The sequence below is a fragment of the Acidocella sp. genome (assembly GCF_013044125.1).
Classification (GTDB): Bacteria; Pseudomonadota; Alphaproteobacteria; order Acetobacterales; family Acetobacteraceae; genus Acidocella.
The window spans coordinates 1-21704 of record NZ_JABEVC010000117.1; the positions used below are offsets into that span (position 1 = coordinate 1).

Below are 21704 nucleotides of genomic sequence, written 5' to 3' on the forward strand. Positions count from 1 at the left end.
TGGCTGGGGGACCTGGATTCGAACCAAGGCTGCCCGGGTCAGAGCCAGGAGTTCTACCGCTAAACTATCCCCCAACGGTCACAGCGAGGCCCGATTAGCACCGGTGTGCGCGGGCTGCAACATCTGGAGCGGGGGGATTGTCATAAATTTAATCGGGTGGCGGCGCGCGGGTGTGCTTTCCCGCTTGCCCATCACCCCAATAAGGCGCGACTATACAAGCGATATGGCCAGCACCTCCTCAGCATCGAACATACCGGCAGGCGCTCTACCCAAACGGGGCGGGCGGCGGCCGGTGTTTGCGGGAATCGACCTGGGGACGAACAATTGCCGCATGCTGCTGGGTACGCCGGCAGGCCAAGGGTTCCAGGTGCTCGACAGTTTCTCGCGAGTCGTGCGGCTTGGTGAGGGGCTGTATGAGACCGGCCGGCTCTCCGCCGAGGCAATGGAGCGCGCGATTGCCAGTTTGAGCATTTGCGCCGAGCGGGCGAGACGCTGGGCCGTGGATTCGGGAGCGGGCCCGCTGCGGCTGCGCGCGATTGCCACCGAAGCCTGCCGCCAGGCTGAAAACGGCGCGGAGTTCATCGCCCTGGCGCGCGCACGCACGGGGCTGCCGCTTGAGATCATCAACACCCGCGAGGAGGCCGAGTTGGCGATGGAGAGCTGCGCCTCGCTCATCGCCAAGGCGGAGCGGCGGGCGCTGTTGTTCGATATCGGAGGCGGCTCCACGGAGGTTGCGTGGGTGCGGGTGAATTGCAACGGCGCGGCGCCGGAGTTGATCGGCTATCTCTCGTTGCCGGTGGGGGTTGTCACCCTCTCGGAGCGTTGCACACATGCCTGCTACACTGAGGAAGGGTTCGCCGCCGTGGTGGAAAGCGTGGCGGCGATGCTGCGCCCCTTCGAGGCGGTGCACCGGATCAGCCAGGAAATCCGCCAGGGCGGGGTGCTGATGGTGGGAACATCGGGCACCGTGACCACGCTGGCCGGGGTGTCGCTGAAGCTGGAGCGCTACCGGCGCGGGCTGGTGGACGGGTTTTTCATGAACCGCGGCGCCGTGGAGGCGGCGCTGGCCGAGGCGAAGGCGCTCGGGCGCGAGGGGTTGAGCCGCCACCCCTGCATTGGCGCAGACCGGGTGGATTTTGTGCTGCCCGGTTGCGCGATTTTTGCCGCCATCCACGAACTGTGGCAGATACCCGATCTCGTGGTGGCTGACAGAGGATTACGCGAGGGTATGTTGATGCGGCTGATGCGCAATGTGCGACCGGAACGGCGCGGCTACGGCTTGGCATGACCGAAAATCCATCGGTACCGCCGCGGCGCGAGGCCGTGCGGCTGAAACACGCGCGCAAGCACAGCACGTCCTCGCAGGCCTGGCTCAACCGCCAGCTTAACGACCCGTATGTGCAGGCAGCCAAGGCGCAGGGCTATCGCTCGCGCGCGGCGTTCAAGCTGATCGAGCTGGATGAGAAATATCATCTCATGAGCAAGGGCGCGCGCGTGGTGGACCTTGGCGCGGCGCCGGGCGGGTGGTCTCAGGTTGCGTTGCAGCGGGGGGCTTCGAAGGTGGTGGGGATCGACCTGCTGCCGATCATCCCGGTGGAGGGCGCGCAGTTCATCGAGGGCGATTTCATGGCCGATGGCATGGAGGACCGGCTGACCGGGATGCTTGGCGGCAGGTCGGATCTGGTGCTCTCGGACATGGCGCCGAACACGACGGGGCATGTGGCGACCGACCATATCCGCATCATGGCGCTGGCCGACACGGCGCTGGCCTTCGCCATGCAGATTCTGGAACCCGGCGGTGCATTTGTCGCCAAGTTATTCCAGGGCGGGGCGGAGCGGGACATGCTGAACACGCTGAAGCTGCGTTTCAAGACGGTACGCCATGCCAAGCCGCCGGCGAGCCGCAAGGATTCCAAGGAAATGTACGTGGTCGCGATGGGGTTCCGGCCGGAGTAACGGCGCAAGCCGGCGGCAGGGCCTATTGCACCGCGGCGCTGCGCCGCTTAATGAGGGCCGCCAAGGTCTTTATTTGCAGGCGCGGCCGGCCCACCAGCCCCGCGCCTGATATTTCTGAAAGCGCGGCCATGGCATCCGATCATATTTCCCTCCCTGATTTTTCCGCCCGCATCTCCGAGGCGCTGGCCTTCGATGACGTATTGCTGGTGCCGGCATATTCCAGGATATTACCCACAAAGGCCGCCACGGCGACGCGGCTGACGCGCAATATCGCGCTGAATATCCCGCTGGTCTCAGCCGCGATGGACACGGTGACCGAGGCGGCGATGGCGATTGCCATGGCGCAGCAAGGCGGTATCGGGGTGATTCATAAGAATTTCACCATCGAGGAGCAGGCGGCGCAGGTCCGCCGGGTGAAGAAGTTCGAGAGCGGCATGGTGGTGAACCCGCTCACCATCTACCCAGACCAGACCCTGGCCGATGCCCGCGCGCTGATGGCGGCGCATAATATCTCGGGCTTCCCTGTGGTGGAGCGCGACGGCAAGCTGGTCGGGATTCTCACGCATCGTGATGTGCGCTTCGCGACCGACCCCAGCGCCAAGATATATGAGCTGATGACACGCGAAAATCTGGCCGTGGTGCGGGCCGGGGTTTCGCCCGAGGAGGCGCGCGCGCTGCTGCACAAGCGCCGGCTGGAGAAGCTGCTGGTGGTGGATGACGAATACCGCTGCATCGGGCTGATGACGGTGAAGGATATGGACAAGGCGCAGGCGCACCCGCTGGCCAACAAGGATGAGCTGGGCCGCCTGCGGGTGGCCGCCGCCACCGGCGTTGGCGAGGATGGCGCCGAGCGCGCGGCCGCGCTGGTTGAGGCCGGGGTGGATGTGGTGGTGGTGGACACCGCGCACGGCCATTCCGATGGGGTGCTGCAGGCGGTCACGCGGATCAAGAAGGCGTCCAACGCGGTGCAGATCATCGCGGGGAACGTCGCCACGCCTGATGGCGCGCGGGCGCTGATTGATGCCGGAGCGGATGGGGTGAAGATTGGTATTGGGCCGGGGAGCATCTGCACGACGCGGGTGGTGGCTGGCGTCGGGGTGCCGCAGTTCTCGGCCGTGCTGGAGACGGCGGCGGCCTGCCGGGCGCTGGGCGTGCCGGCGATTGCCGATGGCGGAATTCGCGCCTCGGGCGACATGGTGAAGGCGCTGGCCGCCGGGGCGGATGCGGTGATGGTGGGCTCGATGCTCGCAGGCACCGATGAAGCGCCCGGCGAAGTGTTTTTATATCAAGGCCGTAGCTATAAATCCTACCGCGGCATGGGAAGCCTGGGCGCGATGGCGCGCGGCTCGGCAGACCGGTATTTCCAGCAGGAGATCAAGGACCAGCTGAAGCTGGTGCCGGAGGGAATCGAGGGCCGGGTTGGCTACAAGGGGCCGATGGCGGCGGTGGTGCACCAGCTTGTCGGCGGGTTGCGCGCGGGCATGGGCTATACCGGGGCGGCCGATATCAACGCGCTGCAGACCGCGACGACCTTCCGGCGGATTACCGGGGCGGGGCTGCGCGAGAGCCATGTGCATGATGTGGCAATTACGCGAGAGGCGCCGAACTACCGGCAGGAGGGATGACCCCCGCCGGACAATTGGCCGCCGCGATTGATCTGCTGGCGGCGATCGAGGCGGACGGCCGCCCGGCGGATGCCATCGCAAATCATTTTTTTCGCACGCGGCGGTTCATTGGTGCGGGAGACCGGCGTGAGGTGAGCACGCTGGTGTGGGGGGTGCTGCGTGCGCGCCGGCATCTGGGCTGGTGGTTGCAGCATTTCGGCGCGCCGGAGACGCCGCGGCTGCTGCTGGCGGTGCAGGCGATCTTCTCGGGCATGAGCGTGCATAAAATCTCGATGGCCTTTGCCGCCGGGCGCTACGGCCCGCCGCCGATGCAGCCCGAAGAGAGCATCATTTTAGAGAAATTCGCCGGGCACACGCTGGAACACCCCAACATGCCCGAGGCGGTGAAATATGAGATCCCCGACTGGCTGCTGCCCCGGCTGAAGGCACAGTTCGGCCCGGCGCTGGAGGCGGAGATGGCGGCGCTGAACCAGCCGGCGCCGCTGGATTTGCGGGTGAACAGCCTCAAGACCACGCGCGAAGCGGCGATTGCGGAGCTGGCGCGCGAGGGCTTGCAGGCGCGGCCCGCGCAGTTCAGCCCCTGGGGGCTGCGGCTGGCCGGGCGGCAGTCCATCACGCAGGGCAAGGCGTTTCAGGACGGGCTGGTGGAAATCCAGGACGAGGGCAGCCAGCTCATCGCGTTGCAGATGGACGCCAAGCCGGGCATGCGGGTGGTGGATTATTGCGCCGGGGCAGGGGGCAAGACTCTCGCCATCGCCATGACCATGGAGAACAAGGGGCATATCGTCGCGTGCGACACCTCGGCGCCACGGCTGGAGGGGGCAATCAAGCGGTTGCGCCGCGCGGGCGTGCATAATGCCGAGCAGCATCTGCTGGGTGAGCCGGGCGATAAATGGACCAAGCGGCAGGCCGGGAAGTTTGACCGCGTGCTGGTCGATGCGCCGTGCACCGGCACCGGCACTTGGCGCCGCAACCCGGATGCGCGCACGCGCCTGAGCGAGACCGACCTCAAGGAGCTGGTGGCCAAGCAGGCGATGATCCTGGACCAGGCGCAAAAATTGACCAAACCAGGTGGAAAACTGGTATACGCGACCTGTTCTCTGCTCAGTGATGAGAACGAGGCACAGGTGGAGGCGTTTTTGGCGCGATACCCGATGTTCAAGCCGGTGGAGATCGAGGCGCCGGAGGCGTTGCGCGGGAAATATCTGCGGCTTTCGCCGCGTGCGCATGGGACGGACGGGTTTTTCGCCGCTGTGCTGGCGCGCGATCCGTGATTGCGATCCGCCGCGCGCGCGCAGCCGATGCGCCCGGGATCGCGGCGGTGCATGTGGCGACCTGGCGCAATACCTATGCGACCCTGTTGCCGGAGGCATTCCTGGCCGGGCTCTCGGCCGAACGGCTGAGCCTGCATTATGAGCGCAGCATCCGCATGGGGCATGGCGTGTTTGTGGCGGTGCGGAGCGCGGAGCAGGGCGCGCCGCTGGTGGTGGGGTTTTCCACCGCGCGGCCCTGCCAGGGCGAGACGCTGGGAGAGGGTGAGGTGGAGACGCTCTATGTCGCCGATGACTGGCAGAACCGGGGGCTGGGCGGCCAGCTGCTGCGCGCCGCGGCGAAATATCTGGCGCTGCTTGGCTGCCGCTCGGTGTTCATCTGGGTGCTGCACGGCAACCCGGCGATTTTTTTCTACGAGCGGCTGGGCGGACGGCGGCTGGCCAACGGCGCCACGCATGTCGCCGGTTCGGCCGTGCCGCAGGTCGCCTATGCGTGGGACCCGATTGAAACGCTGTTGGACGTGGACGCCTGATACGCGTTTTGGGCGCGCGATTTTATCGGTTTAATTGGCCCCGAGTGATTCCAATTAGACCGATATTGCTCTAGCAGCACAGCATGCACACACAAAAGATTCTGATCCTCGATTTTGGTAGCCAGGTTACGCAGTTGATCGCCCGCAGGGTGCGCGAAAGCGGGGTGTATTGCGAGATACTTCCCTTCAACGCTGATCCGGCGCGAATCGCCTCGTTTGGCGCCAGCGGCATTATCCTCTCCGGCGGCCCGGCCAGCGTGGCCGACGAGGGTTCACCCCGCGCGCCGGACTATGTGTTCTCCGCCGGGGTGCCGGTGCTGGGCATCTGCTACGGGCAGATGGTGATGTGCGCGCAGCTGGGCGGCGATGTGAAGGGCGCCGAGATCCGCGAGTTCGGCCGCGCCTATGTGGATGTTGTGGAGGATTGCACCCTTTTTGACGGCGCCTGGGTGAAGGGCGCGCGCGAGCAGGTGTGGATGAGCCATGGCGACCATATCTCCGCCCCGCCGCCAGGGTTCCGCACCGTCGCGGTCTCCGAGGGGGCGCCGTTCGCGATGATCGCGGATGATGCGCGGCGGTTCTATGGGCTGATGTTCCACCCCGAGGTGGTGCATACCCCGCATGGCGCGCAACTGCTGCGCAATTTCACCCATAAGGTCTGCGGGCTGGCGGGCGATTGGACGATGGCCGGGTTCCGGCAGGCGGAAATCGCGAAAATCCGCGCGCAGGTGGGCACCGGCAAGGTGATCTGCGGACTTTCCGGCGGGGTGGACAGCTCCGTGGCGGCGGCGTTGATCCATGAGGCGATCGGCGACCAGCTCACCTGTATTTTCGTTGACCACGGGTTGCTGCGCGGTGGCGAGGCCGAGGAAGTCGTGCAGGTGTTCGGCGAGCAGTTCAACATCAGGCTGATCCACCGCGATGCCTCGGAGCTGTTCCTTGGCCAGCTCGCCGGGGTGACCGATCCTGAGCAGAAGCGCAAGATCATCGGCCGGTTGTTCATCGAGGTGTTCGATGAGGAAGCGACCAAGCTCGGCGGCGCCGACTTTTTGGCGCAAGGCACGCTGTATCCGGATGTGATCGAGTCCGTGAGCGCGCTGGGCGGGCCCTCGGTCACCATTAAATCGCACCATAACGTCGGCGGGCTGCCGGAGTTCATGAAGCTCAAGCTGGTGGAACCGCTGCGCGAATTGTTCAAGGACGAGGTGCGTGAACTGGGCCGCGAGCTGGGCCTGCCCGAGACGATCGTGGGGCGGCATCCGTTCCCCGGGCCGGGGCTTGCGATACGCATTTTGGGGGCGGTGAGCCGCCCGAGCGTGGAGATTTTGCAGAAGGCGGATGCGATCTATCTGGAGGAGATCCGCGCCGCCGGGCTGTATGATGCGATCTGGCAGGCGTTTGCGGTGTTGCTGCCGGTGAAGTCAGTCGGGGTGATGGGTGACGGGCGGACCTATGACCAGGTGTGCGCGCTGCGGGCGGTGACCAGCACGGATGGCATGACGGCGGATATCTATCCGTTCGACATGGCGTTTCTCTCGCGCGTCTCGAACCGGATTGTGAACGAGGTGCGCGGGATCAACCGCGTGACCTATGATATCACCAGCAAGCCGCCCGGCACGATCGAGTGGGAATAGGGGCGGGCCATATGGAAAATACAGCGAACGCAGCGCAGGTTGACTACTGGAACGCGCTGGCCGGACAGACCTGGGCGCGCTTTCAGGCGCAGCTTGACCGCCAGATAGACCCGCTGGGGCGCGAGGCGATACGGGTTTTGGCGCCCCGCGCCGGGGAGCGGATTCTCGATATTGGCTGCGGCTGCGGCCAGACGACGATGGAGCTGGCGGCGCTGACCGGGGCCGCCGGCTATGTGAAGGGGGCGGATATTTCAGCGCCGATGCTCGAGATTGCCAAGGCGCGGCCGGTGCCGCCGGGTGCGGTGGCGCCGGTATTCGAGCAGGCGGATGCACAGGTTGCCAGCTTTGGCGAAGGCGCCTTCGATGCCGCGTTCAGCCGGTTCGGGGTGATGTTCTTCGCTGATCCGGTGGCGGCTTTCGCCAATATCCGCAAGGCGTTGCGCGCGGGCGGGCGGCTGGCATTCGTGTGCTGGCGGCCGTTTGCGGAGAATGTGTGGATGCGCGCACCGCAGCAAGCGGCGGCCCCGTTCATGCCTGAAAGCCCGTCCGCGGACCCCACGGCGCCCGGCCCGTTCGCCTTTGCCGATGCCGGGCGGTTGCGCGGGATTCTGGGCGATGCCGGGTTCAAGGATATCGGCATTGAGAAATTCGATTGCCTGATCGGCGGCGGGGATCTGGAGCAGAGCCTGGAGCTGTCGCTGCGCGTTGGCCCGCTGGGCGGGGCGTTGCGCGAGCATCCGGAGCTGGTGAGCAAGGTTAGCGCTGCGGTGAAGGCCGCGCTGGCTGGGCATATGACTCCCCAGGGCGTGCTGATGCCAGCCGCAACCTGGATTGTGCGGGCGCAGGCGTAAGCGGAGAGTTTGGGACCATGACATTGCAGATTGCGGTTATTCCGGTCACGCCGTTTCAGCAGAATTGCACGCTGGTCTGGAACGCGGAGAGTTTGCGGGGTGCGGTGGTGGACCCTGGCGGCGATGTGCCGCAGCTGCTCGCGGCGATTAAGCAGGCCGGGATTACGGTGACGGATATTTTTCTCACGCACGGGCATCTCGACCATGCCGGAGGGGCCGCGGAGCTGGCGGCGGCGCTGGGGGTGAAGATCACCGGGCCGGGGGTTGAGGATAAATTCCTGCTCGATGGCATCGCCGCGCAGGCGAAGGCCTATGGGTTCCATGCGCAGAATTGCACGCCGGACACATGGCTGCGCGAGGGCGACCGGGTGAGCATGGGCGGCGAGGAATTCGAGGTGCTGCACTGCCCGGGGCATACGCCGGGACATATGGTGTTCATCAACCACGAAGCGAACTTCGGGATGGTGGGCGATGTGCTGTTCCGCAACTCTGTCGGGCGCACCGATTTCCCCTATGGCGATACCGATACCCTGCTGGCCGCGATTACGGCCAAGCTGCTGGTGCTGCCGGATGATTTCACCTTCATCTGCGGTCACGGCCCGAATTCAACCATTGGTGCGGAGAGGCGCAACAACCCGTTCCTGCGGTAGCGCTTCGTTACGGCAGGTCTATATCCATCCAGGACAGATGCCCGCCCTTGCCGGCGCCGGTATCAAGAAACACAGCGCGGCCACCCGCCCGCCCGGCGCGGATGTAGGGACGGCCGTCAGCGCTGCGCTGGTCGTGGCCGCAATAGAGCGTGATGCCCGGCGGAATATCATCCACCCAGCGCAACAGGCGCTCAGGCCTGCCCGCACCTGTGACGCGCCCGGTCGTCTGGCCGTAAAGGGCGCGAGCGAGCAGCGGTTCCGGGCGGCCCGGCGGGAAAGGCGGCGGGGGCTGGCCCAGCATGCCGGGGTGGAACCCGCCGTGGACGAAAATCGCGGCGGGGGTGATGATCCAGGCGGGGGCCTGAGAAATGACCTCCAGTGTGCGCGCGCGCATGGAAGCGGGCAGCTCGGCCAGGGTGCGGGCGACGCCGGGGCCATGCACCTTGTCGCCACGCAAGGCACGGGCGAGCTTGAAATCATGATTGCCAAGCAGGAACAGGCCGCGGCATTCATCAAGCAGGCGGAACATCACGGCAAGAGCGCCGGGGGTATCGGGTCCGTCGTCAACCAGATCTCCCAGTTGCACGATGAAGCGATCCGTCTCCGCGGCGATGGCGAAGGCCCTGGAATCGCCATGCACATCGCCCACCACGCGCAAGCGCGGCGGCAAAGGCTTCATTTTCCCCTTAGTGCTGCATAAGCGGCCAATGCCCGCGCCCTTCCTTCCGCCAGTGAGACTATGGGATATGGATAGCTTGCTCCCAGTTTAACACCGGCGCCGAGGAGAATTTGCGGCGGGACCTCCCAGGGGGCGTGGATGCCGCGATCCGGCAGGCGGGCCAGCTCGGGGACATAGCGGCGGACGTAGGCGCCGGCGGGGTCAAACTTCTGGCCCTGCAGAACGGGGTTGAAGATGCGGAAATAGGGCGCGGCATCGGCGCCACAGCCCGCCACCCACTGCCAGGAGGCGGCGTTGGCGGCTTCATCGGCCTCGCAGAGCGTGTCCCAGAACCATGCCTCGCCGAGTTGCCAGGGGAGCAGCAGGTGCTTCACCAGGTAGGAGGCGCAGATCATGCGCACGCGGTTGTGCATCCAGCCGGTCTGCCATAGCTCGCGCATACCGGCGTCGACGATGGGGATGCCGGTTTGCCCGCGCTGCCAGGCGCGCAGGGCAGGGGCGTTTTCTGCCCAGGGGAAGTCCGCGAATTCCGCGCGGATGGGCCGGGTGCGCAAATCGCGGTGCTGCCAGAGCAGGTTGATGGAAAATTCGCGCCAGAGCAGTTCCTTCAGGAAGGTTTTCACGCCCGGAGACTCACCCAGGGCGGCGGCGCGGTGCCAGACGAAGCGCGGCGAGATTTCGCCGAAATGCACATGCGGGGAGAGGCGTGAGGTGCCGGGCAGGGCGGGAATGTCGCGCGCCGTGGCGTATTCGCGCACGGGTTTGGTCAGGAATTCATCCAGCCGGGCATGGGCGCCAACCTCGCCGGGGGTCCAGCTGGCGCGCAGGCCGGCAGCCCAGTCAGGCTTTTCGGGGAGCAGGGACCAGTCCGCCAAGGCATCGCCGGAGATGCCGGGCAGGCCTGGGATATGCGCCGGAGTGGGGCAGGACGCCTCCGGCACCCCGGCGCTGAAGCAGGCATTGGCGAAGGGGGTGTAGACGCCGTAAGCCCCGCCGGTTTTGGTTTGTATCCGCTCCGGGGCGAACAGGCTGGTGGTGAGGTGGCGATGGAAGCCAATGTTGTGCGGGCGCAGGGCGGCGTCCACGGCGCGGTCGGCATCGCGCAGGGCGGGCTCGAAACTGCGGGCGGCATGCACGGCGGTGGCGCCGGTTTGCGCGGCCAGTTCGGGGATGATGATGGCCGGGTCGCCCCGGCGGAGCACCAGCGTGGCGCCGCGCTTGGCGAAATCAGCCTGCAGGCGGGTGAGCGAATGGTGCAGCCACCAGCGGCTGGCCGCACCCATCTGTTCATTGAGGATATAGACAGGCAAAACCGGCCCGCCCCCGGCGAGGGCAGCGGCCAGGGCCGGGTTGTCATGCAGCCGCAGGTCGTTGCGCAACCAGAGGAGCGCAGGCGTCATGCCACCTCGGCCATGCGGCCCAGTTGCTCCAGCGCGAAGGAGAAGAGCTGATCCTGCCCGAGCAGGAACACGCGCAGGCCGCGCGGGAAGAAGCGGGAAATGGCATGATCGTGCACATCCAGCCCACCGCTAGGCGCGCCGAAGGCGGGCAGCATGAGCCGGTTGCCCCCGGTGACGAAACACGGGCGGCTGACGCGCTTGGCGCGGGCATCGATGCTGGCTTTTGGCTGGAAATAGCCCGAGACCTCGAACGCGCGCGGCCCAAGCTGCGGCCCGGCGGCGTGGCGGAAGGTGAACGCGCCCTCGCGGTAAAGCGGGACGCAAACGCCCGGCAGGCCAGCGGCCGCATCGGGTTTATCGGACACCCAGATGAAGCTCGCCTCGCGGGCCATCACCTCGATATGCGCGCGTTCATCCTTGGCCAGCAGGGTGCTGGCGCCGCGGCCGGGGAAATCGCCGCCGAGGATGACAACCTTCGCCGGGCGGTACAGGCGCAAAAGCCGGTTGAGCCGCTCCAGCGTGGCCTTGCCGCCCTGCGGCACGGGGGGGCGCGGCGCACCGGGGATGGGCCTCTCGAATTGCAGGTCGGCGGCGATGAGAATACGCCGCGCCGGCCAGAAGGCGGCGCCGGCGGGGTCGAGCATAAAACGTTCATCGCGCAGGTGAATGGGGGCGGCGGTCATGCGCTGCAACAAGCATATTCTGCCCTTTTGGGCTACGGATAAATTACCGGTTCAGGCAATTTCAGCGCGGCTCCCCGCCCGGCGGCTCAGGCCGGCGCCTTTGCCTTGGCGGCCTTGGCGGCGGGTTTCGCTTTCGGCTTGGCCGGAGTTTTCGCTTTCGCGGCGGGTTTGGGCTTTGCGGTCTTTACCGCGGGTTCGGCCTTGGCTTTTGCCTTGGCGGCGGGTTTTTTCGCGGCTCCCTTTTTGCCCTTGGGTACAATGACCTTGCCCTTTTCGGCCAGCAGCGCCACCGCCTGGTCCAGGGTGACATCCGCCAGCTCCACGTCGCGCGGCAGGTTGGCAACCACATTGCCCCATTGCGCATAAGGGCCGAAGCGGCCCTTGCGGGCGACCACGGGCGCGCCGTCCTTCGGGTGATCGCCCAGACTGCGGATGGAATCCTGTTTTTTGCCGATCAGGTCCATGGCCCGGTTGAGGCCGATGTGGAGCACGTCGTCGTCACGGTCGAGCGAGGCAAAAATGGCGCCCATTTTCACATAGGGGCCAAAACGGCCGACCCCGGCCTCGATCTTCTGGCCGGATTCGGGGTGCAGGCCGACCAGACGCGGGAGCGAGAGCAGGCCCAGCGCATCGTCCAGGGCCAGCGCCTCAGGGTCCATGCCCTTGGTCAGCGAGGAGCGCTTGGGCTTGGCCTTCTTATCCGCCGGGTCAGGCTCGCCCTGTTGCACATAAAGCCCGTAAGGACCTCGTTTTAAAGTAATATCTTCGCCGGTCCCGGGGTGTTTTCCGAGCAGGCGCATGCCGTCCTTCAGGCTCTCATCCGGGTTGTCACCACCGTCGATGGCGAGTTTGCGCGTGTACTGGCAGGTGGGATAATTCGAGCAACCGATGAAGCTGCCAAAGCGCCCGAGTTTCAAGCCGATGCGCCCGGTGCCGCAGGCGGGGCAGGAGCGCGGGTCGGTGCCGTCCTCGCGGGGTGGGAAGAAATGCGGGCCGAGGTCAGCGTCCAGCGCGTCGATGACGTCGGAGATTTTGAGGTCTTTGGTCTGCGCCACGGCGGCGGAAAAATCGTCCCAGAAGGCGCGCAGCACGTCGCGCCAGCGCATCTTGCCCTCGGCGATTTCATCAAGCTGCTCCTCCAGTGCGGCGGTGAAGCCGGTGTCCACATAACGCGAGAAGAAGCTGGTGAGGAAGGCGGTGACGAGGCGGCCGCGGTCCTCGGGGATGAAGCGGCGGGCTTCCAGGCGGACGTAATTGCGGTCTCGCAGGACGGTGAGGATGGAGGCGTAGGTGGAGGGGCGGCCGATGCCCAGCTCCTCCATCTTTTTCACCAGCGAGGCCTCGGAATAACGCGGCGGCGGCTGGGTGAAGTGCTGGGTGGCGTCAACCTTGGCGGTTTTAAGCGGGTCGCCCTTGCCGATGGGCGGCAGCAGGCGGGAGTCCTCGTCATCCGAGGAAGCGTCGTCCTGGTCCTCGTGGTAGAGCTTCAAAAATCCGTCAAAGGCCAGCACGGAGCCGGTGGCGCGCAGGGTCTGGCCCTTTCCGTCGGTCATATCCACGGCGGTCTGGTCCAACTCGGCGGCAGACATCTGGCAGGCCGTCGCGCGCTTGTAGATCAGCTCGTAGAGCCGGGCCTGTTCGCTGCTCAGCATGCGGCCGACGCGCTCGGGCTTCAGGCCGATATCGGTGGGGCGGATGGCCTCATGGGCCTCCTGCGCGTTTTTTGCCTTGGAGATGTATTCGCGCGGGGCCACGGGGATGTAATCGGGGCCGAAATCGGATTTGATTTGCGCGCGGATGGCGGTGACGGCCTCCTTGGCGAGCTGCACGCCGTCAGTTCGCATGTAGGTGATGAGGCCCACGGTTTCGCCGCCAATGTCGATGCCTTCATAGAGCTGCTGCGCGAGGCGCATGGTCTGCTGCGAGGAGAAGCCGAGCTTGCGGCTGGCCTCCTGCTGCAAGGTGGAGGTGATGAAGGGCGGCGGCGGGTTGCGCTTGGTGCGTTTTTTATCAACCTGGGCGACGGTGAAGCTGCCGGATTTAACCGCTTCCTTGGCGGCCAGCGCCTTGGCTTCACCGCCCAGATCAAACTGCTCGAGCTTCTTGCCCTGGTAATGCGTGAGTCGGGCCGGGAAGGGTGCGCCGGCCGGTGTGACCATGCCAGCCTCGATGGTCCAGTATTCGCGGGATTTGAAAACCTCGATCTCGGCCTCGCGCTCACAGATGAGGCGCAGCGAGACAGATTGCACCCGCCCGGCGGATTTGCTGCCCGGCAGCTTGCGCCAGAGCACAGGCGAGAGGGTGAAGCCGACCAGATAATCCAGCGCCCGCCTGGCCATGTAGGCCTCGATGAGCGGCTGATCCAGCTCGCGCGGGTGGGCCATCGCGGTTTTCACCGCGGATTTGGTGATCTCGTTGAAGGTGACGCGCAGCACGTTGACGCCCTTGAGGGCGTTCTTGTCCTCCAGCATCGCGCGCACATGCCAGGAGATGGCCTCGCCCTCACGATCAGGGTCGGTCGCCAGGTAGAGGGTTTTGGCGCCCTTCAGCGCACGGGCGATCTCGCCCATGTGCTTGTTGCCGCGCTCGTCGGCCTCCCAGGACATGGCGAAATCCTCATCCGGGCGCACCGAGCCGTCTTTCGGCGGCAGGTCGCGCACATGGCCAAAGGAGGCCAGGACCTTATACGAATCGCCGAGATATTTGTTGATTGTCTTGGCTTTGGAGGGGGATTCGACGACGACGATATCAGTCAAGAACCGTTCCAATCATAGGTCGGCGAAGCGCGCGACACGGTTACCGGCAAGGGTTTCCACCCTCCCCGCGAGTTCAAGCTCAAGTAGAACCGCCGTGACGGCGGCACCCGACAACTGGCAGCGCCGGGCGATCTCGTCAACTCCGACCGGATCGGCGCCGATCAGGGCGGGGATTTCCAGGCGCGCGCGGGCGAGTTCGCGCAGGCCCCCGGCGGGATCTGTCCAGGCGGGCGACGGCTCGGCGAAACCGGAAGGTGCGCCGTGCTGGAACATTGGATCACGGCCCAGGCCCTGGCGGGCGGGGTGGTCTGGCAGGTTGGCCAGAACGTCGGCGGCCGATTCCGTGAGGTGGGCGCCCTGGCGGATGAGGTCGTTGGCGCCCTGGGATCGCGGGTCCAGCGGGGAGCCGGGGACGCCGAAGAGTTCGCGCCCGGCCTCCAGCGCCATGCGCGCGGTGAGCAGCGAGCCGGAGCGGGCCGCGGCCTCAATGACCACGAGGCCAAGCACCAGCCCGGCGATGATACGGTTGCGCTTGGGGAAATGGCGGGCGATGGGCGCGGTGCCGAGCGGGGCCTCGGCGACCACGGCGCCGTGTTGTGCGATCAGGCGTTGCAGTTTTTCGTTCTCGGGCGGGTAGGGCAGGTCCAGCCCGCCCGCGATGACCGCGATGGTTGTGCCGGTGCGCAGGGCGCCGGTGTGGGCGGCGGCGTCTATCCCGCGCGCAAGGCCGGAGACGACGGCGAGGGAGCCAGCCAGTTCCGCGCCAAGGGATTCAGCCAGGCGCATGCCGTTGGCCGAGGCGTTGCGCGCCCCGACGATGCCGATGGCGCGGCTGTGAAGCAGGCTCACATCGCCCAGAACGGCAATGACCGGCGGCGCGTCAGGCAACTGGGCCAGATATTCGGGGTAGTCCGGCGTGCCGAGAAAGATGAACCGGCCGCCGAGGCGGGCGAGGGCGGTGAACTCGCGTTCCACCTCCTCCGCCGGGGGAATGCGCGGGGCGGTGGCGCGTCCGCCGCTACGGGCCAGCTCGGGCAGGGCGGCCAGGGCTTCGGCCGGGGTCTCGAAACGCGAGAGCAGGCGGCGGTAGGTGATGGGGCCGACGCTCTCGGTGCGGACCAGACGCAGGCGGTCAATATCCAGGCGCATCACGCCTTCTGGCCGATTTTAGGCTCCGTGCCGGCCAGCAGCCGCGCGATGTTGGCGCGATGCTTCCAGAATACCAGCGCCGCGATGATGGCCGCCAGCAAGGCGGTTTTCCAGGATTGGAAATACCAGGCGGCAACGGGGGAGACGGCGAAGGCGCAGAGCGCCGCGAGCGAGGAACGGCGCAGCGTGAAGGCAACGGCAAGCCAGAGGGCGCAGCAGAGCGCCCCCAGCGGCCAGCACACCCCCCAGAACACGCCAAGCCCGGTGGCAACGCCCTTGCCGCCCTTGAAACCCAGCCAAACTGGATAGAGATGGCCGAGAAATACCGCCAGCGCGGCCAGAAACACGCCGCCATGGCCGTAATGGCGCACGAAGAGCACCACCAGCGTGCCCTTCAGGGCGTCCAACAGCAGGGTGGCGGCGGCAAGCTTTTTGTTGCCGGTGCGCAGCACGTTGGTGGCGCCGATGTTGCCTGAGCCGATCGCGCGGATATCTCCCAGCCCGGCGGCGCGGGTGAGCAGCAGGCCGAAGGGGATGGAGCCGACGATATAGCCAAACACGCAGAGCAGAAAGAGCGTCATCCGTAGACCCTTACGCCGCTTTTCCAGGTGCCGAGCACCACGCCTTCCAGCGCGCGGCCGTCAAAGGGCGTGTTCTGCGCCTTGCCCGGCATCTGCCCGGCGCTTACCTGCCAGGAGCGCTCCGGGTGGAACAGGCAGAGATCCGCCGGCGCCCCCTTAGCGATGACACCCGCGTTGATGCCAAGCCACGCGGCCGGGCGGGCGGTGAGCAAGGCGAGCGCCTGGTGCAATGTGAGATGGCCGGATTGCACTTGCGCCAAGGTGACGCCCAGCAGCGTTGCCAGGCCGGCGCCGCCGGGCGAGGCCTCGGCGAAGGGGAGGCGCTTGTCGTCCGCGTCGCGCGGCTGATGGTCGGAAGCGATGGCGTCGATGGTGCCATTCCGCAGAGCGGCCAGCACGGCCTGACGGTCAGCCTCCGCGCGCAGCGGCGGCGAGAGCTTGGCATAGGTGCGGTAGCCGCCGATGGCGGTCTCGTTGAGGTCAAAATAGGGCGGGGCGGTGTCGCAGGTCACGCGCAGGCCCTTGTCCTTGGCCTGGTGGATGAGCGCCAGGGCTTCGGCGGTGGTGACATGGGCGAAATGCACCGCGCCATCGGCCAATTCGGCCAGGCGGATATCACGCGCGACACAGATGGCCTCAGCGGCGGCGGGGATGCCGGGCAGGCCCATCCAGCTGGCGCGCGCCCCGCTGGTGGCGGCGCCGCCCTTGGCCAACTCGTAATCTTCAGGGTGTTGCACAATGCGCATGCCAAAACCGCTGGCGTAGCTCAGGGCGAGACGCATCAGGCGCGAGGAGGCGATGGTTTTGGCGCCGTCCGTGAAGGCGATGGCCCCGGCGGCTTTCAACAGCCCGTATTCGGCCAGCTCCTGCCCGGCGCAGCCGCGCGTGGCGGCGGCATAGGGCAGCAGGCTGACACTGCCGGTCTCGGCGCCGCGCGCGGTGATGAGATGGACCAAGGCGGGGTCGTCGATGGGGGGGGAGCTGTCAGGCAGCACGGCGATGGTGGTGATGCCGCCCGCCGCTGCTGCCGCCGCCGCGCTGGCGATGGTCTCGCGGTATTCGAATCCTGGCTCGCCCAGGCTGGCGCGCATATCCACCAGGCCGGGGCAGAGCACGGCGCCCTCGGCCTCGATGATCGTGGCGCCGTCAGGCTGGCCGAGCGAGGGGGCAAAATCGGCGATGCGGCCATCCTTCACCAGCAGTTCGCCTGAAACCAGCGCCTGCGCGGCACTGTCCAGATACCGGATTTTACGGAACAGGATCATAGGATGTCTCCGCGCGCCAGGGAGTCCAGCACGGCCATGCGCACCGCTACGCCCATTTCCACCTGCTCCCTGATGAGCGAACGCACCGGGTCGTCGGCAACGTCACTGTCAATCTCGACGCCGCGATTCATCGGGCCGGGGTGCATCACCAGCGCGTCAGGCTTGGCGAAGCCGAGCTTGCGGCGGTCCAGCCCGTAATAAGCGAAGAACTCACGCGAGGAGGGAATCAGCCCGCCCGACATGCGCTCTTTTTGCAGGCGCAGGGCCATCACGATGTCAGCGCCCTTCAGGCCCTCCTGCATGTCATGACACACGGTGACGCCCGCGGCTTCAATGCCGGAGGGAATGAGCGTGGGCGGGCCGACAACCCGCACGAAATTGCCCATCATGGTGAGCAGCAGGATGTTGGACCGCGCGACGCGCGAATGCGCGATGTCGCCGCAAATCGCCACGGTGAGGCCGGAAATACGCCCCTTGCGGCGGCGGATGGTCAGCGCATCGAGCAGCGCCTGGGTGGGGTGCTCATGCGTGCCATCCCCGGCGTTGATGACGGAGGCTTCAACCTTCTGCGCCAGCAGCGCGGGGGCGCCGGAGCGGTTGTGGCGCACCACCAGCAGGTCGCAGTTCATGGCATTGAGGGTCGCCGCCGTGTCCAGCAGGGTCTCGCCCTTGGTGACCGAGGAGGTGGAGACGGACATGTTGATCACATCTGCGCCCAGGCGCTTGCCGGCCAGCTCGAAGCTGGTGCGGGTGCGCGTCGAGTCCTCGAAGAAGAGGTTGATGAGCGTGCGCCCGCGCAGGGAATCCCGCTGGGTTTTGCCGGAACGGTTGAGGAGGACGTAGCTCTCCGCGAGGTCGAGCAACGAGGTGACGGCGACGGGGTTTAACCCCTCGATACCGAGCAGATGCTTAGGAGATGTCATTAAAACCCGGTTAGACCACACTCACCCGCGTTGTGTGAAGAGTTCGGCGCGAATTATCCTGTTGTTGACACAGATCATGGCGCGCAGGTGCTGGTTGCTGTCAGTAGAGCATACGCAAAGTAAGGAGTTATGCGATGCGGCCTTTACATGGACTTGCGGTTTTCGGTAGCGCGGTTTTGTTGTTCGGGGGGCTGGCGGCGTATTCCGCCGCGCAGACAACGCCGGACCAGGCGGCGCCCACAGCCAATTACGGCCCCGGCATGATGAACGGCTGGGGCGGCGGCTACGGCCCAGGCCCCGCCATGATGAACGGCTGGGGCGGCGGCTACGGCAAAGTCGGCCCAGGCGGGCCGGGCAGGGTGGGTGTGTTCGATTCGCTGAAGCAGGCGTTGAACATCACGGCGGCGCAAGGCGCTGCATGGGATGCCTACACAACCGCCGTGACCACGGCTGACCACACCATGTGGACGGGCATGCGCGCACTTTGGCAAAACAACACCACCGCCGCGAAAGATCCGGATGCGCGCTTCAGCCTGATGCGCCAGATGATCGACCTGCGTAAGCAGGATTTTGACGCGCAACAGACCGCCGCCAAGGCTCTGCTGCCGCATCTGAGCGCGTATCAGAGCGGGCAGGCCAGCGAGCTTCTACCCGGGTTGGCCGAGGCTGGCAGGGGCGGATGCGGCCGGGGCTTTGGCCGGGATGGCTGGGGGCCTGGGATGATGATGGGTTTTGGCGGTCCACCGCTCTGATACCAGGGCCCACACAGTTGCCGCTTGAGAAATAAGCCCTCATGCCTCAGGAATGATAAGCCGAAGGCAGGCACGGACTTATTTTTCAGGGGGGGTACCAGGATGAGCCAGATTGAAGCCGCCAAATCCGGCGAGGTGCGCGAAGGCGCGCTGCATGTCGTCAACGTGGCGGGACGCTCCATCGCGCTGACGCGCGTTGGCGGCAAGGCCCGGGCGTTTGTGAACAAATGCCCGCATTTGGGCATGCCGCTGACCAAGGGCAAAATTGAGGGCGGAGCGGTGACCTGCCCGTTTCATGGCTCGAAGTTTGACATCTGCTCGGGCCGGAACATGGACTGGGTGAAAAACCTCCTCGGGATGCCGTTACCCGGGTGGGCGCAAAGCGCGCTGGCCATGGGCAAACACCCCACCGGGCTGAAAACACTACCCGCAAACGAGAAAGACGGGACGATTTTTCTGGACGTTTAAACAGGGGGCAGAGGACGGAGCGGTGTACCCTCGCGCGATACTCTCACGCGGCTACAAACAAAAATCGCAGAATACATATTATGGAAAGTGATGTGGCGGTCAGGCATCAATCACCATGCCGTCAAAGCCAGGCTCCACGCCAGCCGGCAGCGTGGCGCGCAGGTGCTGGTAGTCCATATCCGGCCCCAGATGCGTGAGCACTGTGCGCTGGGGGCGCAGGCGCTCCACCCAGCCGAGGACAGTAGCGAGATTGGCGTGCGTCGGGTGGATCGGGCCTGGGGTGAAGCAGTCGATCAGCAGCACGTCGAGGTTTCCCAATGCGTTGAGCGCGGTCTCGTCCAACCGCACGACATCCGTGCAGTAGGCGATATTTTCCACGCGCAGGCCGAGCGAGCGCATTGTACCGTGGTCCTGGTCTATGAACCGCACGGGAAGCCCTTGGATTTCCACGATGCTTCCAGGCTCTATCGTGTGCGGCGTCAGCACCGGGCGGAAGAAGAAACCACCGTCAAACGGGCGAAAGGCGTAATCAAAGCGCTGGTATAACTCGGCCCAGGTGCGCGCGTCAGTATAGGTGGGCAGGGCCGCGCCCAGCAGCCGGTTGAGAATGCGGATTTCATCCAGCCCGGCGATATGGTCGGCATGGGCGTGGGTGTAGACCAGCGCGTCGATGCGGCCGATGCCGCAAGAGACCAACTGCAAGCGCAGGTCCGGCGAGGTGTCAACCAGTATTCGTTTATTTTCAAACGATTCTATGACGATGCTGGAGCGGGTGCGGCGGTTGCGCGGCTCGGCGGGGTCAGTCTTGCCCCAGTCGCCAAAACCGCCGGGACCGCCGATCTGCGGCAGCCCGGCCGAGCCGCCAACCCCCAGCAGCGTAACCTTCATGCTGCCTTGCCGTAGAGGGTGCGGAAATTCCGGGTCGTGATTTCTGCCAGCGCTTCAGGTGATATCCCTTTGATTTCAGATAATATTTTTGCGGTATACCCGACATAGGCCGGCTCGTTGCGCTTGCCCCGGAACGGCACCGGGGCGAGGTAGGGCGCGTCGGTCTCCACCAGCAGGCGCTCCAGTGGCATGTCCGCGGCTATTTCCCGCAATTCCAACGATTTGGGGAAGGTGAGAATGCCGGAGAAAGAGATATAGCCGCCCATCGCCACCGCCGCTTCGGCCAGTTTGCGGGTTGAGGAGAAGCAATGCAGCAAAAAGCCAAAATCGCCGCCCCCTGCCCGCTCCTCTTGCAGAATGCGGATGATGTCGTCATCGGCATCGCGCGCATGGATGGCCAGCGGCAGGCCAGAGATTTGCGCGGCGCGGATGTTGGCCCGGAAATTCTGTTCCTGCACCTCACGCGAGGCTTTTTCGTAGAAATAATCCAGCCCGCTCTCGCCGATGCCGATCACCTTCGGGTGTTTCGCCATCTCGGCGAGCGACTCTGGGGCCGCGACCGGCAGAACATCCGCCGCGTGGTTGGGGTGAACCCCGACGCAGGCCCAGACATTATCGTATTTTTCTGCAATGTCAATGGCTTGTTGAGATTGTGCGAGGGTAACCCCGATTGTCACCAAGGTTTCCACCCCGGCGGCACGGGCGCGTTCCACCACCGCGGCTTCCTCGCCGGGCTGGTTGAAGTAGTCGAGATGGCAATGCGTATCGACCAGCATTATTTGGCTTCCGCCTCAACGAAACGGGGAAACAGCCCGGCTGGGGCGGGCAGCGGCGCGCCCTCGGCCAGGGGCGTATCCAGCGCGGCATAATCGCGCGCCTCCGCCGCCACGCCTAGCTGGCCGAGTAGCTTTTCCATGGTTTCAGGCATGAAGGGCTGCAACAGAACCGCCACCACGCGCAGCACCGAGACCAGCACGAACAGCACGGTGTTCATGCGGCCGGTGTCTGTCTTGCGCAGGGTCCAGGGCGCCTGATGGTCAATATAGCCATCGGCGGCGCGGATCAGCTTCCAGATCTCGTCCAGCGCCTCGTGGAAGGCCAGGCGATTGAGCGCGCCCCTCACCTTCTCCGGCAGTTCCCCGGCCAGTTCCAGCAGCACATGGTCAGCCTCATGCAGCGCGCCCTTGGGCGGCACCACGCCGCCGGCGTTTTTGGCAATGAAGGAGAGCGTGCGCTGCGCCAGATTGCCGATGCCGTTAGCCAGCTCCGCATTTGTCCGCGAAATCAGCGCCTTGCGGGAGAAATCTCCATCGTTGCCGAAGGGGACCTCGCGCAGCAGGAAAAAGCGCACGGTATCCAGGCCGAATTCATCCACCAAGGGGCGCACATCAATGAAATTGCCCGTCGATTTGCTCATCTTCTCGCCCTCTACCGTCCACCAGCCGTGCGAGAACACTTTTTCCGGCAGCGGCAGCCCCGCGCCCATGAGGAAAGCCGGCCAGCCTGCATCTGGTCGGTAAGGAGATTATCCGCTTCCATGCCGTGTACTGGCCGGCTTTCCTCATGGGCGCGGGGCTGCCGCTGCCGGAAAAAGTGTTCTCGCACGGCTGGTGGACGGCAGAGGGCGAGAAGATGAGCAA

The 21704-nt window shown here is 65.7% G+C and carries 20 protein-coding genes, 1 tRNA gene and 2 pseudogenes; 11 read left to right on the forward strand and 12 right to left on the reverse strand.

Features of this window, described 5'->3' with window-relative positions; genetic code table 11:
• Window positions 1–74: transfer RNA gene (locus HKL97_RS07285), tRNA-Gln, on the reverse strand.
• 257 nt (window positions 75–331) lie between these two features.
• Between HKL97_RS07285 and HKL97_RS07290 the strand changes: the two genes are divergently transcribed.
• The 8 genes from HKL97_RS07290 (at window position 332) to HKL97_RS07325 (ending at window position 8520) form a co-directional block, all read left to right on the forward strand.
• Window positions 332–1288: a Ppx/GppA phosphatase family protein gene (locus HKL97_RS07290; RefSeq protein ID WP_291423905.1), complete on the forward strand. Its 957-nt coding sequence runs from the start codon at window positions 332–334 to the stop codon at window positions 1286–1288.
• Window positions 1285–1956, forward strand: a complete 672-nt coding sequence (locus HKL97_RS07295) for an RlmE family RNA methyltransferase (RefSeq protein ID WP_291423906.1) — start codon at window positions 1285–1287, stop codon at window positions 1954–1956. Before HKL97_RS07290 ends, HKL97_RS07295 begins: the two co-directional genes overlap by 4 nt.
• A gap of 128 nt (window positions 1957–2084) precedes the next feature.
• Window positions 2085–3581 carry an IMP dehydrogenase gene (gene guaB / locus HKL97_RS07300; protein ID WP_291423908.1) on the forward strand — a complete coding sequence of 499 codons (1497 nt, stop codon included), beginning with the start codon at window positions 2085–2087 and terminating at the stop codon, window positions 3579–3581.
• Window positions 3578–4855: an RsmB/NOP family class I SAM-dependent RNA methyltransferase gene (locus tag HKL97_RS07305; RefSeq protein ID WP_291423910.1), complete on the forward strand. Its 1278-nt coding sequence runs from the start codon at window positions 3578–3580 to the stop codon at window positions 4853–4855. Before guaB ends, HKL97_RS07305 begins: the two co-directional genes overlap by 4 nt.
• Window positions 4852–5385 carry a GNAT family N-acetyltransferase gene (locus HKL97_RS07310; RefSeq protein WP_291423912.1) on the forward strand — a complete coding sequence of 178 codons (534 nt, stop codon included), beginning with the start codon at window positions 4852–4854 and terminating at the stop codon, window positions 5383–5385. The genes HKL97_RS07305 and HKL97_RS07310 overlap by 4 nt, the downstream gene beginning before the upstream one ends.
• An 83-nt stretch (window positions 5386–5468) precedes the next feature.
• Complete coding sequence (guaA, locus tag HKL97_RS07315; RefSeq protein WP_291423914.1) at window positions 5469–7019, forward strand: glutamine-hydrolyzing GMP synthase; 1551 nt, start codon at window positions 5469–5471, stop codon at window positions 7017–7019.
• 11 nt (window positions 7020–7030) lie between these two features.
• Window positions 7031–7870 (forward strand): class I SAM-dependent methyltransferase, encoded by an 840-nt coding sequence (locus HKL97_RS07320; protein ID WP_291423916.1) that lies wholly within the window; start codon window positions 7031–7033, stop codon window positions 7868–7870.
• Between the two features lie 17 nt (window positions 7871–7887).
• Window positions 7888–8520, forward strand: coding sequence for an MBL fold metallo-hydrolase (locus tag HKL97_RS07325; RefSeq protein ID WP_291423918.1), 633 nt, complete (start codon window positions 7888–7890; stop codon window positions 8518–8520).
• A 7-nt stretch (window positions 8521–8527) separates the two neighbouring features.
• Here the strand turns inward: HKL97_RS07325 and HKL97_RS07330 are convergent, their stop codons facing one another.
• From HKL97_RS07330 to HKL97_RS07365, 8 genes are all read right to left on the reverse strand, one after another.
• Window positions 8528–9199: a metallophosphoesterase gene (locus HKL97_RS07330; protein WP_291423920.1), complete on the reverse strand. Its 672-nt coding sequence runs from the start codon at window positions 9197–9199 to the stop codon at window positions 8528–8530.
• A complete protein-coding gene (locus HKL97_RS07335; RefSeq protein ID WP_291423923.1) occupies window positions 9196–10599 on the reverse strand; it encodes a deoxyribodipyrimidine photo-lyase in 1404 nt (467 codons plus the stop codon). The genes HKL97_RS07330 and HKL97_RS07335 overlap by 4 nt, the downstream gene beginning before the upstream one ends.
• Window positions 10596–11282 (reverse strand): phosphoesterase, encoded by a 687-nt coding sequence (locus tag HKL97_RS07340; protein ID WP_291423926.1) that lies wholly within the window; start codon window positions 11280–11282, stop codon window positions 10596–10598. Before HKL97_RS07340 ends, HKL97_RS07335 begins: the two co-directional genes overlap by 4 nt.
• An 86-nt stretch (window positions 11283–11368) precedes the next feature.
• On the reverse strand, window positions 11369–14038 hold the full coding sequence (topA, locus tag HKL97_RS07345; RefSeq protein ID WP_291423928.1) for a type I DNA topoisomerase: 2670 nt from the start codon (window positions 14036–14038) through the stop codon (window positions 11369–11371).
• 12 nt (window positions 14039–14050) lie between these two features.
• Window positions 14051–15187, reverse strand: a complete 1137-nt coding sequence (dprA, locus tag HKL97_RS07350; RefSeq protein ID WP_291423930.1) for a DNA-processing protein DprA — start codon at window positions 15185–15187, stop codon at window positions 14051–14053.
• Window positions 15187–15768 carry a glycerol-3-phosphate 1-O-acyltransferase PlsY gene (gene plsY, locus HKL97_RS07355; RefSeq protein ID WP_291423932.1) on the reverse strand — a complete coding sequence of 194 codons (582 nt, stop codon included), beginning with the start codon at window positions 15766–15768 and terminating at the stop codon, window positions 15187–15189. The genes dprA and plsY overlap by 1 nt, the downstream gene beginning before the upstream one ends.
• On the reverse strand, window positions 15765–17033 hold the full coding sequence (locus tag HKL97_RS07360; protein ID WP_291423934.1) for a dihydroorotase family protein: 1269 nt from the start codon (window positions 17031–17033) through the stop codon (window positions 15765–15767). Before HKL97_RS07360 ends, plsY begins: the two co-directional genes overlap by 4 nt.
• On the reverse strand, window positions 17030–17956 hold the full coding sequence (locus tag HKL97_RS07365; protein WP_291423936.1) for an aspartate carbamoyltransferase catalytic subunit: 927 nt from the start codon (window positions 17954–17956) through the stop codon (window positions 17030–17032). Before HKL97_RS07365 ends, HKL97_RS07360 begins: the two co-directional genes overlap by 4 nt.
• Before the next feature lie 134 nt (window positions 17957–18090).
• Here HKL97_RS07365 and HKL97_RS07370 point away from each other — a divergent pair, with 134 nt between their 5' ends.
• Together HKL97_RS07370 and HKL97_RS07375 are read left to right on the forward strand one after the other, a co-directional pair.
• The gene (locus HKL97_RS07370) at window positions 18091–18708 is read left to right on the forward strand and encodes a Spy/CpxP family protein refolding chaperone (RefSeq protein ID WP_291423938.1); all 618 of its coding nucleotides are present in this window, start codon (window positions 18091–18093) and stop codon (window positions 18706–18708) included.
• A 102-nt stretch (window positions 18709–18810) separates the two neighbouring features.
• The gene (locus HKL97_RS07375) at window positions 18811–19176 is read left to right on the forward strand and encodes a Rieske 2Fe-2S domain-containing protein (RefSeq protein ID WP_291423940.1); all 366 of its coding nucleotides are present in this window, start codon (window positions 18811–18813) and stop codon (window positions 19174–19176) included.
• Between the two features lie 99 nt (window positions 19177–19275).
• Here the strand turns inward: HKL97_RS07375 and HKL97_RS07380 are convergent, their stop codons facing one another.
• The 3 genes and pseudogenes from HKL97_RS07380 to HKL97_RS07390 form a co-directional block, all read right to left on the reverse strand.
• On the reverse strand, window positions 19276–20064 hold the full coding sequence (locus tag HKL97_RS07380) for an MBL fold metallo-hydrolase (protein WP_291423942.1): 789 nt from the start codon (window positions 20062–20064) through the stop codon (window positions 19276–19278).
• The gene (locus HKL97_RS07385) at window positions 20061–20840 is read right to left on the reverse strand and encodes a TatD family hydrolase (protein WP_291423945.1); all 780 of its coding nucleotides are present in this window, start codon (window positions 20838–20840) and stop codon (window positions 20061–20063) included. The genes HKL97_RS07380 and HKL97_RS07385 overlap by 4 nt, the downstream gene beginning before the upstream one ends.
• Window positions 20840–21565: pseudogene (locus tag HKL97_RS07390) on the reverse strand (methionine--tRNA ligase); the annotation flags it as partial. The gene HKL97_RS07385 and the pseudogene HKL97_RS07390, both read right to left, overlap by 1 nt.
• Between HKL97_RS07390 and HKL97_RS07395 the strand changes: the two are divergent.
• Window positions 21559–21704: pseudogene (locus HKL97_RS07395) on the forward strand (class I tRNA ligase family protein); the annotation flags it as partial. The pseudogenes HKL97_RS07390 and HKL97_RS07395 overlap by 7 nt on opposite strands.

What these genes read in the sequence shown, in the direction of transcription:
- HKL97_RS07290 (WP_291423905.1), top strand. Translation starts at nt 332, where the DNA reads ATGCTGCTGGGTACGCCGGCAGGCCAAGGGTTCCAGGTGCTCGACAGT.
- HKL97_RS07295 (WP_291423906.1), top strand. Translation starts at nt 1,285, where the DNA reads ATGACCGAAAATCCATCGGTACCGCCGCGGCGCGAGGCCGTGCGGCTG.
- guaB (WP_291423908.1), top strand. Translation starts at nt 2,085, where the DNA reads ATGGCATCCGATCATATTTCCCTCCCTGATTTTTCCGCCCGCATCTCC.
- HKL97_RS07305 (WP_291423910.1), top strand. Translation starts at nt 3,578, where the DNA reads ATGACCCCCGCCGGACAATTGGCCGCCGCGATTGATCTGCTGGCGGCG.
- guaA (WP_291423914.1), top strand. Translation starts at nt 5,469, where the DNA reads ATGCACACACAAAAGATTCTGATCCTCGATTTTGGTAGCCAGGTTACG.
- HKL97_RS07320 (WP_291423916.1), top strand. Translation starts at nt 7,031, where the DNA reads ATGGAAAATACAGCGAACGCAGCGCAGGTTGACTACTGGAACGCGCTG.
- HKL97_RS07325 (WP_291423918.1), top strand. Translation starts at nt 7,888, where the DNA reads ATGACATTGCAGATTGCGGTTATTCCGGTCACGCCGTTTCAGCAGAAT.
- HKL97_RS07330 (WP_291423920.1), bottom strand. Translation starts at nt 9,199, where the DNA reads ATGAAGCCTTTGCCGCCGCGCTTGCGCGTGGTGGGCGATGTGCATGGC.
- HKL97_RS07335 (WP_291423923.1), bottom strand. Translation starts at nt 10,599, where the DNA reads ATGACGCCTGCGCTCCTCTGGTTGCGCAACGACCTGCGGCTGCATGAC.
- HKL97_RS07340 (WP_291423926.1), bottom strand. Translation starts at nt 11,282, where the DNA reads ATGACCGCCGCCCCCATTCACCTGCGCGATGAACGTTTTATGCTCGAC.
- dprA (WP_291423930.1), bottom strand. Translation starts at nt 15,187, where the DNA reads ATGCGCCTGGATATTGACCGCCTGCGTCTGGTCCGCACCGAGAGCGTC.
- plsY (WP_291423932.1), bottom strand. Translation starts at nt 15,768, where the DNA reads ATGACGCTCTTTCTGCTCTGCGTGTTTGGCTATATCGTCGGCTCCATC.
- HKL97_RS07360 (WP_291423934.1), bottom strand. Translation starts at nt 17,033, where the DNA reads ATGATCCTGTTCCGTAAAATCCGGTATCTGGACAGTGCCGCGCAGGCG.
- HKL97_RS07365 (WP_291423936.1), bottom strand. Translation starts at nt 17,956, where the DNA reads ATGACATCTCCTAAGCATCTGCTCGGTATCGAGGGGTTAAACCCCGTC.
- HKL97_RS07370 (WP_291423938.1), top strand. Translation starts at nt 18,091, where the DNA reads ATGCGGCCTTTACATGGACTTGCGGTTTTCGGTAGCGCGGTTTTGTTG.
- HKL97_RS07375 (WP_291423940.1), top strand. Translation starts at nt 18,811, where the DNA reads ATGAGCCAGATTGAAGCCGCCAAATCCGGCGAGGTGCGCGAAGGCGCG.
- HKL97_RS07380 (WP_291423942.1), bottom strand. Translation starts at nt 20,064, where the DNA reads ATGAAGGTTACGCTGCTGGGGGTTGGCGGCTCGGCCGGGCTGCCGCAG.
- HKL97_RS07385 (WP_291423945.1), bottom strand. Translation starts at nt 20,840, where the DNA reads ATGCTGGTCGATACGCATTGCCATCTCGACTACTTCAACCAGCCCGGC.